This is a genomic window from Leptolyngbya sp. FACHB-541, assembly GCF_014695875.1.
Classification (GTDB): Bacteria; Cyanobacteriota; Cyanobacteriia; order Elainellales; family Elainellaceae; genus JAAUTN01.
The window spans coordinates 57,692-72,229 of record NZ_JACJPC010000034.1 but is presented as its reverse complement, the minus strand read 5'-3'; the positions used below and the strand labels follow the sequence as shown (position 1 = coordinate 72,229).

Annotated in this window: 13 protein-coding genes and 1 pseudogene; 10 read left to right on the top strand and 4 right to left on the bottom strand. The window is 48.5% G+C overall.

Going from position 1 to position 14,538, the window contains the following annotated elements:
- Positions 1-29 precede the first annotated feature (29 nt).
- Positions 30-1,460, bottom strand: a complete 1,431-nt coding sequence (locus H6G00_RS05490; protein ID WP_190795953.1) for a glycosyltransferase family 2 protein — start codon at positions 1,458-1,460, stop codon at positions 30-32.
- A gap of 465 nt (positions 1,461-1,925) precedes the next feature.
- Here H6G00_RS05490 and radC point away from each other — a divergent pair, with 465 nt between their 5' ends.
- The 5 genes from radC to H6G00_RS05465 all read left to right on the top strand — a co-directional run bounded on the left by radC (position 1,926) and on the right by H6G00_RS05465 (position 5,508).
- Positions 1,926-2,657 carry a DNA repair protein RadC gene (gene radC / locus H6G00_RS05485; RefSeq protein WP_190643474.1) on the top strand — a complete coding sequence of 244 codons (732 nt, stop codon included), beginning with the start codon at positions 1,926-1,928 and terminating at the stop codon, positions 2,655-2,657.
- A 93-nt stretch (positions 2,658-2,750) separates the two neighbouring features.
- Positions 2,751-3,119 (top strand): anti-sigma factor antagonist, encoded by a 369-nt coding sequence (locus tag H6G00_RS05480; protein WP_190643515.1) that lies wholly within the window; start codon positions 2,751-2,753, stop codon positions 3,117-3,119.
- A 237-nt stretch (positions 3,120-3,356) separates the two neighbouring features.
- On the top strand, positions 3,357-3,782 hold the full coding sequence (locus H6G00_RS05475; protein ID WP_242042151.1) for a ribonuclease III domain-containing protein: 426 nt from the start codon (positions 3,357-3,359) through the stop codon (positions 3,780-3,782).
- 142 nt (positions 3,783-3,924) lie between these two features.
- Positions 3,925-5,142 carry a 23S rRNA (guanosine(2251)-2'-O)-methyltransferase RlmB gene (rlmB, locus tag H6G00_RS05470; RefSeq protein ID WP_190795951.1) on the top strand — a complete coding sequence of 406 codons (1,218 nt, stop codon included), beginning with the start codon at positions 3,925-3,927 and terminating at the stop codon, positions 5,140-5,142.
- Positions 5,143-5,223: 81 nt separating this feature from the next.
- On the top strand, positions 5,224-5,508 hold the full coding sequence (locus H6G00_RS05465; RefSeq protein WP_190690359.1) for a DUF1816 domain-containing protein: 285 nt from the start codon (positions 5,224-5,226) through the stop codon (positions 5,506-5,508).
- A gap of 26 nt (positions 5,509-5,534) precedes the next feature.
- On the opposite strand, the gene H6G00_RS05460 is transcribed toward H6G00_RS05465, so the two are convergent.
- The 3 genes from H6G00_RS05460 to H6G00_RS05450 form a co-directional block, all read right to left on the bottom strand.
- On the bottom strand, positions 5,535-6,395 hold the full coding sequence (locus H6G00_RS05460) for an alpha/beta hydrolase (RefSeq protein ID WP_190795950.1): 861 nt from the start codon (positions 6,393-6,395) through the stop codon (positions 5,535-5,537).
- A gap of 29 nt (positions 6,396-6,424) precedes the next feature.
- Positions 6,425-7,615, bottom strand: a complete 1,191-nt coding sequence (locus H6G00_RS05455) for a hypothetical protein (protein WP_190795949.1) — start codon at positions 7,613-7,615, stop codon at positions 6,425-6,427.
- A 132-nt stretch (positions 7,616-7,747) separates the two neighbouring features.
- Positions 7,748-8,122, bottom strand: a complete 375-nt coding sequence (locus H6G00_RS05450; RefSeq protein WP_190690368.1) for a hypothetical protein — start codon at positions 8,120-8,122, stop codon at positions 7,748-7,750.
- Between the two features lie 148 nt (positions 8,123-8,270).
- Here H6G00_RS05450 and ahcY point away from each other — a divergent pair, with 148 nt between their 5' ends.
- The 5 genes and pseudogenes from ahcY to H6G00_RS05425 all read left to right on the top strand — a co-directional run bounded on the left by ahcY (position 8,271) and on the right by H6G00_RS05425 (position 14,376).
- Positions 8,271-9,545: an adenosylhomocysteinase gene (ahcY, locus tag H6G00_RS05445; protein WP_190690370.1), complete on the top strand. Its 1,275-nt coding sequence runs from the start codon at positions 8,271-8,273 to the stop codon at positions 9,543-9,545.
- Positions 9,546-9,907: 362 nt separating this feature from the next.
- Positions 9,908-10,528, top strand: a complete 621-nt coding sequence (locus H6G00_RS05440) for a DedA family protein (protein ID WP_190795948.1) — start codon at positions 9,908-9,910, stop codon at positions 10,526-10,528.
- A gap of 37 nt (positions 10,529-10,565) precedes the next feature.
- The gene (locus H6G00_RS05435; protein ID WP_190795947.1) at positions 10,566-11,090 is read left to right on the top strand and encodes a hypothetical protein; all 525 of its coding nucleotides are present in this window, start codon (positions 10,566-10,568) and stop codon (positions 11,088-11,090) included.
- 889 nt (positions 11,091-11,979) lie between these two features.
- Positions 11,980-12,789, top strand: a pseudogene (locus H6G00_RS35225) (AAA family ATPase); the annotation flags it as partial.
- Positions 12,790-13,521: 732 nt separating this feature from the next.
- Positions 13,522-14,376 (top strand): manganese catalase family protein, encoded by an 855-nt coding sequence (locus tag H6G00_RS05425; RefSeq protein ID WP_190643464.1) that lies wholly within the window; start codon positions 13,522-13,524, stop codon positions 14,374-14,376.
- The last annotated feature ends 162 nt before the right edge of the window (positions 14,377-14,538 follow it).

The following is a 14,538-nucleotide window of genomic DNA, read 5'->3' as shown; positions in this document are numbered from 1 at the left end:
AATTGGAATTAACTAGCTTTTAGGCAAGTTTAGCCGAGGTTATGGATGCCATGGTGGATCGTTTTTACCCACTTCAGACGTTTTCGCCGCAGCGAAACACGGAAGGTCATGCTAGCAACGATGGGTAGCCAGTGGAACATGTAGACTGTGCCCTGCAATGTCTGGAAAAACAGCAGAAAGAGCGATTGAACTGTCACCTTGGTGGCGTTTCTATCAGGTTCTGTTCGTCGTAGTCCTATGACCATGCCGATAATAAACAGCACGATGGTTAGGCTGGCGATAGGGCTAAAAATTGGCACCCGATTGCGGGCGATCGCCATCAAAAAGTCAGGCACTGCGGCAGTTGGCATGACATATTGAGTTACCCAAAACATGAATAAATCAACAGTTTTGCGAGTCCCCATCCGGTTCGATAAAATTAGCCGCCAATAGTCCAAATAGCGCTGATAGCCGCCCTCTGCCCAGCGGTTGCGCTGGTGCCATAGCCCCAGCGGACGGGTTACCCCTTCCTCCCCAACGGGTGGAAATGACAGAAAATCAATATCCCACTGATCCAGGTGCAGTTTGAAGGTTAAATCCAGGTCGTCTGTAATCGTTTCTTCGTTCCAGCCGCCGCAGCAATCGAGTGCCTCTCGTCGCACAAACTGGCCATTGCCGCGCAGTTCTCCAATGCCGCCGATCGCTAATCGCTGCTGCTGAAGGTAGGAATCCAGCGCCATTTCTGCAACCTGATTACGGGTCCAAAAGTTAGCCGAAGCATTGGCGATCGCCTTCCTGACCTGCACTGCTCCAACCTTCTTGCGCTCAAACATGGGTAGAACGCGCCGCAGCAAATCCCCCGGTACCTGAGCATCGGCATCAAATACTGCGATGATCTCCCCTTTCGTAATGGGATAAACCTCGTTTAATGCGCCAGACTTACCGCCCCCAGCGCTCGCAGAACGATGAATCACCCGAAGCTGGGGATACTCCTCCGCCAAGTGGTCTAACAAAATGGGAGTGCGATCGCTGCTATTGTCATCAATTACCCAGAGGTCATAGCGACAGTCCGGATAATCAAGATTGCACAGCGTTTTAACCAACGGCACCACGACCGCTTCCTCATTTTTCGCCGCGACCAACAGCGAAACATAAGGACAAGCTTCAGGGTCAGTTTCTGCAAGCGGCTCAGGCATAGCGATCGGCCGGGCAAACAAAATCCGTAGAGCATGAATGCCCATTAGAGTCGTTAAGCCCAGGACAAACCAATAGCCCCAGGAAACCAGGTGAAGTGCAACAGTACCACTCCAGACGAGCGTTAAGACTACAACTGCCTTACGCCTGCGACCTTTCAACCCTCGATGTAAAGAATTGCTTGTAGCAGAAGCCTCATGCTTTGAGTCCGTCAGGTCAGTTAAAAGTGAGCTGATAGGCTCTAGTTCGCTATAGGAGTCGTTTTCGAGCCAGGAATTCTCCGGCATAGATTGCTTAATTTAACCACCAAAATTAACCACTACTCACAGGGGAGCAAAATAAAGCCGTACCAAACAGCACAACTTAATCCCCAATAGCTTTCCCTACGACAACCAAAATCACCTATTCCACCTTAGACGGTTTGCAAATCAAATTCCCAAATTGCTAGAGCGACAAAGCCGCTATTCACATCGGTCTAATAGAGATTCTTGGGCTATTTTTAGTTGCAGTAGAAAAATCGTACAGCCGCTCCTGGTCGAGTACACCGATAAGTACACCTACCTGGAAAAGTAGCTGAGCAGTAGCAGTTTATCATCTTCTTCACGGTCAGCTAGTCAACTGTGCCTGGACATGCACTAGAAAATGTAGTGCGTAAAGATTCATTTGGGATAGATAGAAATGCGGCAGAACTGACTGCCCAACGCCAATGCAAGCGTTGTACTAGCCTTTTTATCATCATTCTAAGCGCATCCATGACCTACAGTCTTAGAGTGGCAGACCTGCCCGCCACCGAGCGACCTCGCGAACGACTGCTCACGCAAGGAGCTAAAATTCTCTCTACAGCCGAGTTAATTGCCATTTTGCTAGGCACGGGGCAAGGTCCTGGTCGCCTCTCAGCCGTAGGTTTAGGGCAGTACATTTTGCAAAAGTTGGGGGAAGATCAGCGAGATTCTCTTGCGGTCTTAAGAGACGTAAATGCCCAAGAATTGATGCAAATTCCGGGTGTAGGTCCAGCCAAAGCAACCACCATTTTGGCGGCGATCGAGCTTGGCAAACGAGTCTTGCAGGTGCGCCCGTCAGAACGCACCGTGATTGATGATCCGGCTGTGGCAGCAGCAACCCTCAGCCACGACCTGATGTGGCAATCTCAAGAGCGGTTTGCGGTACTGCTACTAGACATCAAACATCGGCTACTGGGAACTCGGGTCATCACAATCGGGACGGCGACAGAAACTCTCGCTCACCCTCGCGACATTTTTCGGGAAGCGATTCGTCAGGGTGCGGTGAGGGTGATTGTGGCCCACAATCATCCCTCTGGGAACGTTGAACCCAGTCCAGAAGATATTTCTCTAACTCGTCAACTTCTTGCAGGAGCGCAGCTTCTAGGAATTCCGGTACTCGATCACTTGATTTTGGGTGATGGAAATCACTTGAGTCTCCGGCAGACGACCAGCCTTTGGAATGAATTAGCTCAAGGGGATTAATTTTTGGGTTGCAGACGGCCTCATCCTGACTTATACTGAAGCCTCGAATTAAGCAATATTATTGTTAGACAGTATCTGGTATGGGAGGTTTTTATTCCTGAATCACTAACCCTGACCGTAAGTTTAAGAGGCACCCGCGAAGTCAGGGAAAATTGCCAGCTTTTTCGCCTTGCCGGACTTTTAGATGCCTTCTCAGAGCCAACGTTTCGCAAGGTGTTCGACAAGTTTGTAGAGGAAGGTCCAAAGAATTTTATTCTAGATCTATCTCAAATAGACTTTGTCGATAGCTCTGGGCTGGGTGCTCTCGTGCAGCTTGTCAAGAAAACGCAAACTGCTGGAGGAACTTTGCAAGTCGTAACTAACCCTCGCGTTACGCAGACGGTCAAGCTCGTTCGGCTTGAGCAGTTCCTGTCTCTCCAGCCATCCGTTGAGGCCGCTCTAGAAAACGTCAAGTCGGCTTGATTTAGATTCAACAGAACGGTTGAATTATGTGACCAGATTGGCTTCTGGCACTCTAAGCTGTCTATGCGATCGCAGAAAGTAGATGCGATCGCATTTTGCTATGGCATACGTCCTTAATCGCATTTGGGGCTACTATGCAAGTGAAGGAAGGTAAAGAAAAACAAAGGTTTATAACAGTGAGGGAGCCCTTGCGTGGCACCGAAGGATGAAACAGGTTTAGACTACTTCGCTACTCGGCTGCTGGAGCAGACTCATTTGTCTAGCTCAACGTCTTTGCCTGCCTTGACCCCTGACCAGGTTAAGCAGCTTTCACCTGCTGCCCTAGCTTATATTGGAGATGCGGTTTACGAACTTCATGTCCGGTTGTCCTACCTCATGCCGCCCAAGCGCTTGCAGACTTATCATAGTCAAGTGGTGGCTCAAGTTAGGGCGGAGAGTCAAGCTAACCATCTGCGATCGCTTGAACCTTACCTGACGACGGCTGAATTAGAAATCTCAAAGCGGGGCCGTAATGCTGCCTCCAACCGTCCCCGAAGAGTTGCTTTAGAGGTTTATCAGTCTGCTACCAGTCTGGAGACTCTAATGGGTTATCTATATCTCACTGATCCCCAGCGGCTTGCCCAACTATTCGCAAAATTAGATCTAGAAAAGCTATCAGAGTAACGATCTAAATTCTTGTAAAGACTTTCGGTCAGACCATCCAAGTAGATAGGTGGATGGTCCTTTATAGGTCCCCTAAATCAGCATTTTTACGGCAAGGTCGAATACCTTGCACAATTTTGAGCAATTCAGAGGAATTTGTACCATGGCTCCTAAACATCGCAACGCATCGCAAGATCGCTCTCCTCGAAAAGGTGCAGCTAAGTCAAAAGACAAACGCGTTCATTTAAAACCCAGTCGTTCTCAACCAGATACAGAGCGTCGGGGTGAACGTAGAGTTGCCAAGCCCGATGCAGAAGGTCGGCGTGAGCGCAGAGTTGCCAAGTCAGATACAGAAGGTCGGCGTGAGCGCAGAGTTATCAAGCCAGATACAGAGCGTCGGGGTGAACGCAGAGTTGTCAGTGGCAGAAAAATTAAACAGCGCTCTGTGATTCAGATCCAACCTGTGAATCGTTCGCACATTGCTGAAAAGCCAGGACGGGAGCAACAGGAGCAACAGGCAAATATTGCCGATTCCCAGTTTGAAACTGCTAATTCGGTTGGTGTGACGGATGTGCCTGATACAGATAACGATCTGATTTATGGTCGTCATCCAGTTTTGGCCGCACTGGAGAGCCAACGACAGCTCAATCGCCTCTGGATTACTCCAAGGTTGCGCTACGACTCCCGCTTTCACTCTCTTTTGCTTCAGGCTAAAGCCAACGGAACGGTCATTGATGAAGTTGATCACCGACGGCTAGATCAGCTCACTCAAGCGGCAAACCATCAGGGGATCGCGGCTCAGGTTACCTCCTACGTCTATGCTGATCTGCAAGAAATGATCGAGCGGGCTAAGGCAACATCTGAGCAACCTGTAATTGTGGTTGCCGATAGTATTACAGATCCTCACAATTTAGGAGCAATTATCCGCACCGCAGAAGCGCTGGGATCGCAAGGGATGGTGATCCCGCAGCGGCGGGCCGTGGGGATCACATCAGCTGTGGTTAAAGTTGCGGCAGGAGCTTTAGAAACTTTTCCAGTTGCAAGGGTTGTCAATTTAAGCCGGGCATTGGAAGAATTAAAGAAAGCTGGCTTTTGGGTTTACGGTACAGCGGTAACGGCCAGTGAAGATTTGGACACCGTTAAATTCACGGGGCCGATCGCTCTGGTGATTGGCTCAGAAGGTGAAGGGTTAAGTCTGCTCACGCAGCGCTGTTGCGATACCCTAGTCTCGATTCCGCTGAGAGGCAATACACCTAGCCTGAATGCCTCTGTAGCAGCCGGAATGGCACTTTACGAAATTTACCGACAGCGACGAGCTAGCACTGTACACCTTGGTGGATGTTTTGCAAAAAAAAGTGCGACAGAGTATAACAAAACTTGAAACTTCTTAAGGGCAGTTGACAATTCGCTTAGCGTTTACCCAGCACACCCTGTTATTCAGCAGAGACAATTCGGTAAAACTATGAAAGAACTTTGGACAAATCTACTTCAAACCGTTGGTCTGGCTTGGTGGGTTGAGATCCTTACTGACAATCCGCGTTGCACCTACTATTTTGGACCTTTTGCTAGCGCTAGTGAGGCTGAGGCTGAGAAAGCTGGCTACATTGAGGATCTGGAGCAAGAAGGCGCTCAGGGTATCAAAGTTGCTGTGAAGCGATGCAAGCCAGACAATCTGACGATTTATGAAGAGATTGCAGATCGTCCTAGCCGTGGCGGACCAGCTCCCGTTTTTAGCGGTCAGGTTTAATTAGCAGGTTTGTTGTCCTTCTGCATCTAGCTTAGAGCGTTTGACCTTTTGTCTACAACGTCAGGGTTGCTCTCAATCCAATTGTCAATGTCCCGGAGTACCTGATTGGGGATCTCCCAGGGGAAGAGGTGTGCGACATCAGGGTAGCTGAGCCAATGGCATTTTGGCAGATGTTGAGCAGTTTCCAGACTAGATTCAAGCGTAATGTGTCGATCTGCCGTTCCAGCCATAACCAAGCTGGAGCACTTAACCTGATTGAGGTCTGCGAGTCGGTTGTAGTCTTGCCTAAGAGCATCGTTTAGAGCTTGACGAGCACTAGGTGATGTCTGAAAGTAGGCTGGCATTCCTTCAATGGCAAGGTGCTGGTAGGCGATCGCTGTGTGTTGCTGAATCAGGTAACGATAGAGCGATCGCTTGCCAAAGGTGTCAATGTTCCACCGCCAGCCTGGTTGCAGCCAGTTGATTACTGATGCCAGCCCCGTGTAGAGGTTATCTTCCCAGCTAATAGGTGGGTGACTGCTGCGAGGACGCATTGCTGAAGCAATCAGGATCAGTCCGCTGATTCGCTCTGGTTGTCTTAGTGCTAGCTCCGTCGCCAAAATTCCTCCCAGTGACCAGCCCAAGACTAAGCATCGCTCAATTTGATAGCGATCGAGTAACGCATCTAGATCGACCAGGTGATCCTGCATGGCAAACGCTGTCTTAGCCTGACTCTTGCCATAGCCACGCAGATCAGGCGCAAAGGTTTTGAAACGCCGAGAAAAGTGCTGAGTAAAGACCGACATACTGGCCCCAGTGCCAGGGTGCCCATGCAAACAGAGCATCGGGAAACCGCTTCCCTGCACCTGAACTGAGAGTGAAATGGCTGGGGGATCAGACTGCTGCATAGGTCGAAACTGCGCTTAATTAAAGGGCTTTATGGCTGAGCCGATGAGCTAGACCAAACTTTGATGTTGCCTTCCGTCACAGCAACAAAGAGTCGTCCGTCGGGACTAAACGCACCATTAGTTGCATTCTCCTCAAAAGTTTGAAGCGTTTGCCCGGTAACCATATCTAGCAGGTTGATGTCTTCCTCATAATTAATAACAGCCAGGATTTTGCCATCTGCACTTGGGATTAACCAGTCCTGCTCGACGAACTCCGTTGCTGTATTTACAAGCTCTCCTGTGTTGATATTCCAGGTTGCGACTTGACGGGGCACAACTGTGCCATTGCGACTTACTGTAAAAGTGCCCGTTACAGTTTGGCTGTCTGGACTGAAGGCTATCTTAAAGGCATCTATGCCGCCCTCAAAGGTTCGTTTGATCTGCCCAGAAGCAAGGTCAATCAAAGTTAATTCGCCATCCACATGGGTACTAGCGAGCATTTGCCCATCTGAACTGACTTTCAGAGTTCGAATGGTTTTCCGATACCCGACTAAGCTGCGCTGAAGTGTTCCTTGGTTGACATCCCAAACCTGAATCAGAGGACTAGTAGCACTGCTGTAGAGCGTTTGGCTGTCAGGGCTAAAGGCCAAAACACTACTGAAATAATAGCCGCCCTCTTCCATAAACTTAGGGGTGATAGCTCGTCTAAGCGTGCGGATCGTTTGACCACTACTCACATTTCGCAGGCGGATGGTCAGCATTCGGTTGTCAAAGTCATAATCGGCAGTAGCAAGGAGTTGACCATCAGGGCTAAAGGCGATCGCCGAAACCATTGCAGCATGATCACTCAATGTGTAGAGCGCTTCGCCTGTTGTCAGATCCCACACTCTAACGGAGTCTGCGTACTCGTTGGGATCAGTCGTAACGGCACCGGCAACCATCCTCCCATCTGGGCTAATAGCAATAGTGTCAGTCCCCCCAAGACTCACCTGATCATCCGAAATAGTCAGAACAGGTTCGGTAGTCCAGTTAACCTGAGCAGATGAAGACTGAGCTAGAGAGACAGCTGCGGGAACTGAATAATTTTGAGCATAAGCAGGGCGATTGAGTTCTTGCCTGCTGGCAGTTGCAATAGGGGCGATCGCTCCAGAAATGATTGTGGCAGCAGCAAGAGCAATCCCTGGCAGCAACTGGGCTAGGCGTAACCTGACAAAATTTTGAGAAGAGTCTTGAGCAACCATATTCTGGGCAAGAGACGCGATGAATTACGTCTGTACAAGTAGGCTACGCACTATTGTTGACTGCGGCACCGCTTTTCGGATGCGAGGGTAAGCCGATTCTGTATCTGGCTACCCTAACCTCTTAGAAACCTTTTAGAGCTTTTCCTCAAGCGGTTTGCAAAAATCTTCTAGACCCGTTTTAAGCACATAAATGATCACTGGAGTTGCCAGACTGGGGGGAAGCTCTGTTGCTTTGGTTAGCGATCGCATTGCGTCCTGAAGTGATCCTGCTGCCAAATTTGCTCTGAGATCAGACTGACACAACACGGCTCGACAACGTTTGGCGAGACCTTCTAACCAACGGTCAGACGTGTCAGGTTCTTGCCTTGCCTGAAGTGCCAGGGCGATCGCTGCATCTTCCAAATCGCCTTCGCAATCTTCGATCATATCCAGCGCTCTAAGCGCTTCTGGACTCGCTGATAGCTCAGATCGGTACTGAGCAATTTCCTCAAATGTGACTGTAATCATGCTGCCAATTTAACATTTTGACAAAAGGTGAGAGGTGGTAAAAAGCGGGGGAATTTTGCCTCACGGTTTCGCGATTTGGCTAAGCTAGGTAGGCTAGTAAAAGTCGTAAATTTGCAAAATCTCCCAGATTCCTTAAGGCAAGATCTACATGACCACAACAGCTCAGGTAAAGCATGAAGTTAAAGACCTCTCCTTAGCAGCACAGGGGAGACAGCGAATCGAGTGGGCAGGGCGGGAAATGCCCGTCTTGCGGCGAATTCAAGAGCGTTTTGCTCAAGAAAAGCCTTTGGCTGGAATTCGTTTGGTAGCTTGCTGCCACGTCACGACTGAAACTGCTCATCTAGCGATCGCCCTTAAAGCGGCCGGAGCCGATGCTCTGCTCATTGCTAGCAACCCTCTATCTACTCAAGATGACGTAGCTGCCAGTTTAGTTGCAGATCATGGCATTCCGGTTTTTGCTCAAAAGGGTGAAGACAATGAGACCTACCACCGCCACGTCCAGATTGCGCTAGATCACCGCCCCAATCTAATCATTGATGACGGCAGTGACGTAGTTGCCACCTTAATTCAAGAGCGGCAAGACCAAATTGCTGACCTGATTGGCACCACCGAGGAAACCACCACCGGGATCGTGCGCCTGCAAGCCATGCTCAAAGATGGCGTACTCACCTTCCCAGCGATGAACGTTAACGATGCTGACACCAAGCATTTCTTTGACAATCGCTATGGAACAGGACAATCCACACTAGATGGAATCATCCGGGCAACCAACATTCTTCTCGCAGGTAAAACGATCGTTGTTGCAGGCTATGGCTGGTGCGGCAAGGGTACAGCCCTGCGGGCACGAGGCATGGGTGCTAGCGTGATCGTGACTGAGATTAATCCTACCCGCGCCCTCGAAGCAGCAATGGATGGATTCCGCGTACTGCCAATGACCGTTGCAGCGCCTCAAGGTGATATCTTCATCACCGTGACGGGCAACAAGCACGTCATCCGAGCAGAGCATTTTGAAACCATGAAAGACGGGGCGATCGTTTGCAACTCTGGTCACTTTGACATTGAGATTGACCTCAAATCGCTCAAAGAAATGGCAACTGAAGTGAAGCAAGTCCGCAACTTCACTGAGCAATATCGTATGCCAAGCGGCAAATCCGTTGTCGTTTTGGGTGAAGGTCGACTGATCAATCTGGCTGCTGCTGAAGGACACCCCAGCGCCGTTATGGATATGAGCTTTGCCAACCAAGCGCTTGCCTGTGAATATTTGGTGAAGAACAAAGGCAATCTAGAACCTGGAATTCACACCATTCCTGCTGAAGTCGATCAGGAAATTGCGCGGTTGAAGCTCCAGGCGATGGGAATTGCGATTGACGCGCTCACGCCTGAGCAGACCGAATACATCAATTCCTGGACATCAGGCACTTAAACTAAGCTAGAGCCATCTATTTTGAGCGGGGGCGTTGCTTGCAGCGCCCCCGCTCTTTAAGAAAACGCACGAGTGAAAACGCACGGGTGAACCCCGCAACTTATGTAAAGAGATATAGCAATCTCAAATGGTCATGAGCCCGCGCCCCAAGGGGAGTGGAGATCACAGCCACAACTTCATTCTTGCGTGTACTACACAACGGTGGGGCAATCAGTCTAGCTGGGTTAGGGATATGCCCGATAGCAGGGGTGCTTTCTGATTGAAATTTGTTAGCTATTCTTTTAGCTATTCTTAATGAGGGCTCTAGCCTGTCAGATTGGCTCAATGCTTCGCTTTAACGGGACTTTGCAAGGAACAGCCTTATGGTCGAATGGATTACTAACACGATCAACAGCCTCGGTTACGTTGGCATCGGTTTTCTGATGTTCATGGAAAATCTGTTTCCACCGATTCCTTCTGAGCTAATCATGCCGTTGGCAGGTTTTACTGCGGCTCAAGGCGAAATGAACGTCTTTTATGCGGTCCTGGCAGGAGTCATTGGCACTGTTTTAGGAGCGCTGCCCTGGTATTTTGCCGGAAAGTTTTTGGGAGCCGATCGCCTTAAAGCTTGGGCTGACCGCTATGGCAAATGGCTGGGGATCAGCAGCAAAGAAATGGACGAAGCCACAAAATGGTTCGTCAAGCACGGCGGCAGGACTGTATTGCTTTGTCGCCTCGTGCCTGGAGTCCGGACGCTGATTTCGATTCCAGCGGGCACCTGCAACATGCCTTTCATCCCCTTTTTGGTCTACTCAACGATTGGGACTGTAGCATGGGTTAGCTTACTGACAGGAGCCGGGTATCTACTGGGCGACAACTACGAGTTGGTTGAAGTCTATATTGGACCACTTTCTAAACTGATAGTCGGAGGTTTACTCGTTGCCTTCATTGTTTGGGTTGTGCTCAACCGTCGCAAGCAAAACAGCAAACGTCGGCTTAGATGAAGCATGATAACAAGTGCAGCGATGAACACTATTGCTCATGCTTTTTCCTAGCACTAACTATCTCTTACTTGAGAATCTAATCTTCTTTGCGATCGCCACTGCTTTCTTTGCGGTCGTCGGTTGGTCCTGGCGAGACACAGCCCCTTATGAGCTTCCTAAACCGCTTCCAGGCTGGTTTAGGATCTGGTTTTTGTCAGTTCAGTTTTTGGGTATCGTTCCACCCCTAGTCGCTTTGCTGGTGTGGGGAATATGGCAGGGCAACTTCGATGTAGTCGCAATCTTTGCTGCTTACTTTCTCATGTTGGGGCTACAAATTTTGTCTGAAAGTTTGTCGTTAAGACGCTTTCAATCCACAGTATTTGTCATGGTTCCCTATCTGTATTTGCCCTATCGGTTTTGGCAGCTTTACGAGGGGCTGAATCTCTTGAGTTCTGATCCAGCACTGGTTTGGGTTCGATACATTCTTGTCCTGGAAATTGTAGTCTGGATCATAAATTATGGTTTGGATTTAGCGCAACTTCCAAGGTTATTCCATTGGAATGGCGCAAACATCGACGATTGAATAGGACGGGGCGATCGCCCTCGTCCTATTCAATCGTTTTATTACTTTCTAGGCGATCGCCCAGCGATAGAGGTGTTTTTCTCTGACACCGATAAGATAGCTAGAGGTCCTGTCTGCTATTGAGGCTTCCACCTGAAAGGGAAAGGAAGCCATGATAGGATTCAGTCAGTTTCAGGAGGTTTTCGTGGATTTTCGCCAGATTGTTAACTTCAGACTGGTCAAGCAAGAGGCAAATGACCTATATCGCTCTCTAACTTCCATCTTGGAGTTAGACGAACGGTTTGCAGATCTAATATTAGTTGACTTGGCGAAAGTCGTAAGAATTTGTGGACGTAGCAACAAAGAAATTAGCTCTGCTGAACTGCTAGCCTATCTAGTAATTTATGCGCTGATTAAAAAAGATAGAGAAAAACTGAACGTTGCTGTCAATTCATGGGAATTTTCTAGCGAAGAACGGCTTAAATATCAAAAAATTACTATTCAAATTTTGCTTGATTTAACAGGGGGCGATCAGCAGACTGACCAGCTTGCATTGCCCTCTATTCTGAACAAGCTAGATGAGGAAAAAAGCACAGAATATCTAGGTTATGCTGTCAACGCCATCTATAAGTTTGCTCAAGTAATTACTAAAGCGGATGGTGTCGTGACGATGCAAGAAATGGAGGCATTATCAAAAGTTTGGCAACTCCTTCATTCTTATCAGAAATTAGACAGCTATCAGGCAGGTTTAGCGTCTGTTCCTATTCCTAAACTGACTCAAGCATCGGCTCCAAAACCTGAGCAAACTTCTGAATCTAAACAGCCTCAAAACTCCGGTGAACCTAAGCCTCAAAGTTCTGAACCCACTCCGAAGGAAGACCCAACCAAGATTTTAGAGCAAGCTCTGGCTGACCTGAACGAGCTAGTTGGGATGGAGAATATTAAGGAGGAAGTGCAAACTCTAACCAACTTCCTGAAGGTGCAGAAGATTCGAGCAGAACGAGGTTTAGCAAAAACGCCAGTTTCACTTCATGCGGTCTTTTGTGGACCTCCAGGTACGGGTAAAACGACCGTTGCTCGCCTGATGAGCAAAATCTATGAAGGACTAGAGTTTCTCAGTAAAGGGCATTTGGTGGAAACCGATCGCTCTGGCATGGTGGCAGGCTATGTTGGGCAAACGGCTAAAAAAGTAGATGAAATGGTGGATTCTGCTCTGGATGGCGTCCTGTTCATTGATGAAGCCTATGCTTTAGTGCCGCGAGAAGCGGGGCGTGATTTTGGGCAGGAGGCGATCGACGTTCTGCTGAAGCGAATGGAAGACTATCGCGATCGCCTCGTCGTCATCGTGGCAGGCTACACCGATGAGATGGAAGCCTTTATCGAATCAAATCCTGGCTTAAAATCACGCTTTAACCGTTACTTCTATTTCAACGACTATACACCCGAAGAGCTGCTAGCAATTTTTGAGCGAATGGCTGGAAAAAGTCACTTCAAGTTGACACCAGAAGCAAGAGAGAAACTGCTCAAGATTTTCAATCAGCTTTACGATAATCGAGACAAAAACTTTGGCAATGCTCGCATGGTTCGTAATCTGTTTGAGAAGAGCATTGAAAAGCAGGCAAATAGACTGGCTGTACTTTCTTCTTTGACCGATGAGGTATTAACAACACTCATTCCTGAAGACATTCCCAGTAACTATTCAGAAACTGCCAGAGTCTAGAGGCTGTTTGAGCGGTCTATTTGTAGCCTACCTCAGGGAAAATATCTGTGATGTTGAATCCTGCTAAATAACTCAACACTGTACGGGTAGGTTTAGCAGACCGAATATTAATAGAGCCGAGGTCCAACAGCAAAATCTAGCCCACCAAGAATTACGGTTAATCGAACGGATTTGGTCTTACTTTCCAACCTCCTCTCGAACTGCTCAGAGTCATTCAAAAACCGTTTGAGTAATCTTGCTCACTCTATTTACTCATTCTTTGATTCATCGTTCGGAGTGTTTATATCACTTTTTCAAAGCTACCTCTTTGGTTGGGGCGGATGACAGGCAATAGGTATGACGTTTTGTTGGAAAAGATTGCTGAGAATGGAGGCAATCAAGCGGAAATCCGTTCTCAAGTAGCAAAATCCATTCAAAGTAATTTTGGGTCGTGACAATCCTAAATCCCCTATACGAACAGGCTTAGTGGAAATTAAGAGCTTAAGCTGCTTGCCCTTTGAAGCAAGGCGTTCGTAAGCAATTTAAGATTGTTCAAGTCTATTGAGCTAGTTGATTTTTAAGCGGCTTGATTGGAGATATCAGAAGTCAAATTTATCTAAGTGAGTTTGTTCTGTGTCCAGATTACTTCTGAAATGGTGATAAACAAGTTCGTCAAAGATGAACTGTTATCCGTTGCCTTGGAACCTAGCTTCTGAGCAAATTAGTAACAACGCAATTAGGAGATTTAACAAAGTGTTTTTTCACAACAAACGGATGCAGTATTTCACCAAACCGGAACAACCGGATGCGGTTTATGCCAAGAAGATTCAAGAGCTGATCGGCGGACCCTTTGGTGAAATGACTGTGATGATGCAGTACCTCTTCCAAGGTTGGAACTGCCGAGGTCCTGCTCGTTACAAAGATATGTTGCTCGATATCGGCACCGAGGAAATCGGACACGTTGAGATGTTGGCGACTATGATCGCCCATCTACTAGATGAAGCACCCCTAAAGATGCAGGAAGATGGTGCAAAAGATCCAATCGTCGGCGCTGTGATGGGTGGTGTAAATCCACGAGACGTAATTGCAGCAAGCATGAATCCTCAACATGCGATCGTTTCTGGTTTGGGTGCAACACCTAACGATAGCGTGGGCTATCCCTGGAATGGTCGATACATTATCGCTAGTGGCAACCTGCTAGCAGACTTCCGCTCTAACTTGCACGCAGAGTCTCAGGGCAGATTACAGGCTGTGCGAATGTATGAAATGTCGGATGACCCAGGTGTGAAGGATACCCTCAGCTACATGATTGCACGGGATACTATGCACCAAAATCAGTGGCTGGCGGCGATCGAAGACCTGGAAAGCTCTGGATTGGAGACAACCCCTGTTCCTAGTTCTTTCCCACTGGAGCTGGAGAAACGGGATGCAGCCTACCAGTTCTGGAATCTGTCTGATGGCGAGGAAAGCCGCGAAGGACGTTGGGCAAAAGGTCCATCAATGGACGGCAAAGGTGAGTTTGAGTACCTGGCAAATCCTCAACCTCTGGGGCCAGAGCCAGAACCCCCCATTCCCGACCCTCGTCTGCACGGCACAGGCAAGAAATAGGAGTGAGTAACCGTGGAGCAGGCAAACTGCTTGCTCCATTAAAGGATGCCTAAGAAGTCTGGATTTTTAGCCCAATACGGTAGGGGCGTAGCATTCGGTAGATGGGTCTTGGAATACACCGAAAGTCTCTGACCGAATGCTACGCCCTACAGAGCATTGTCT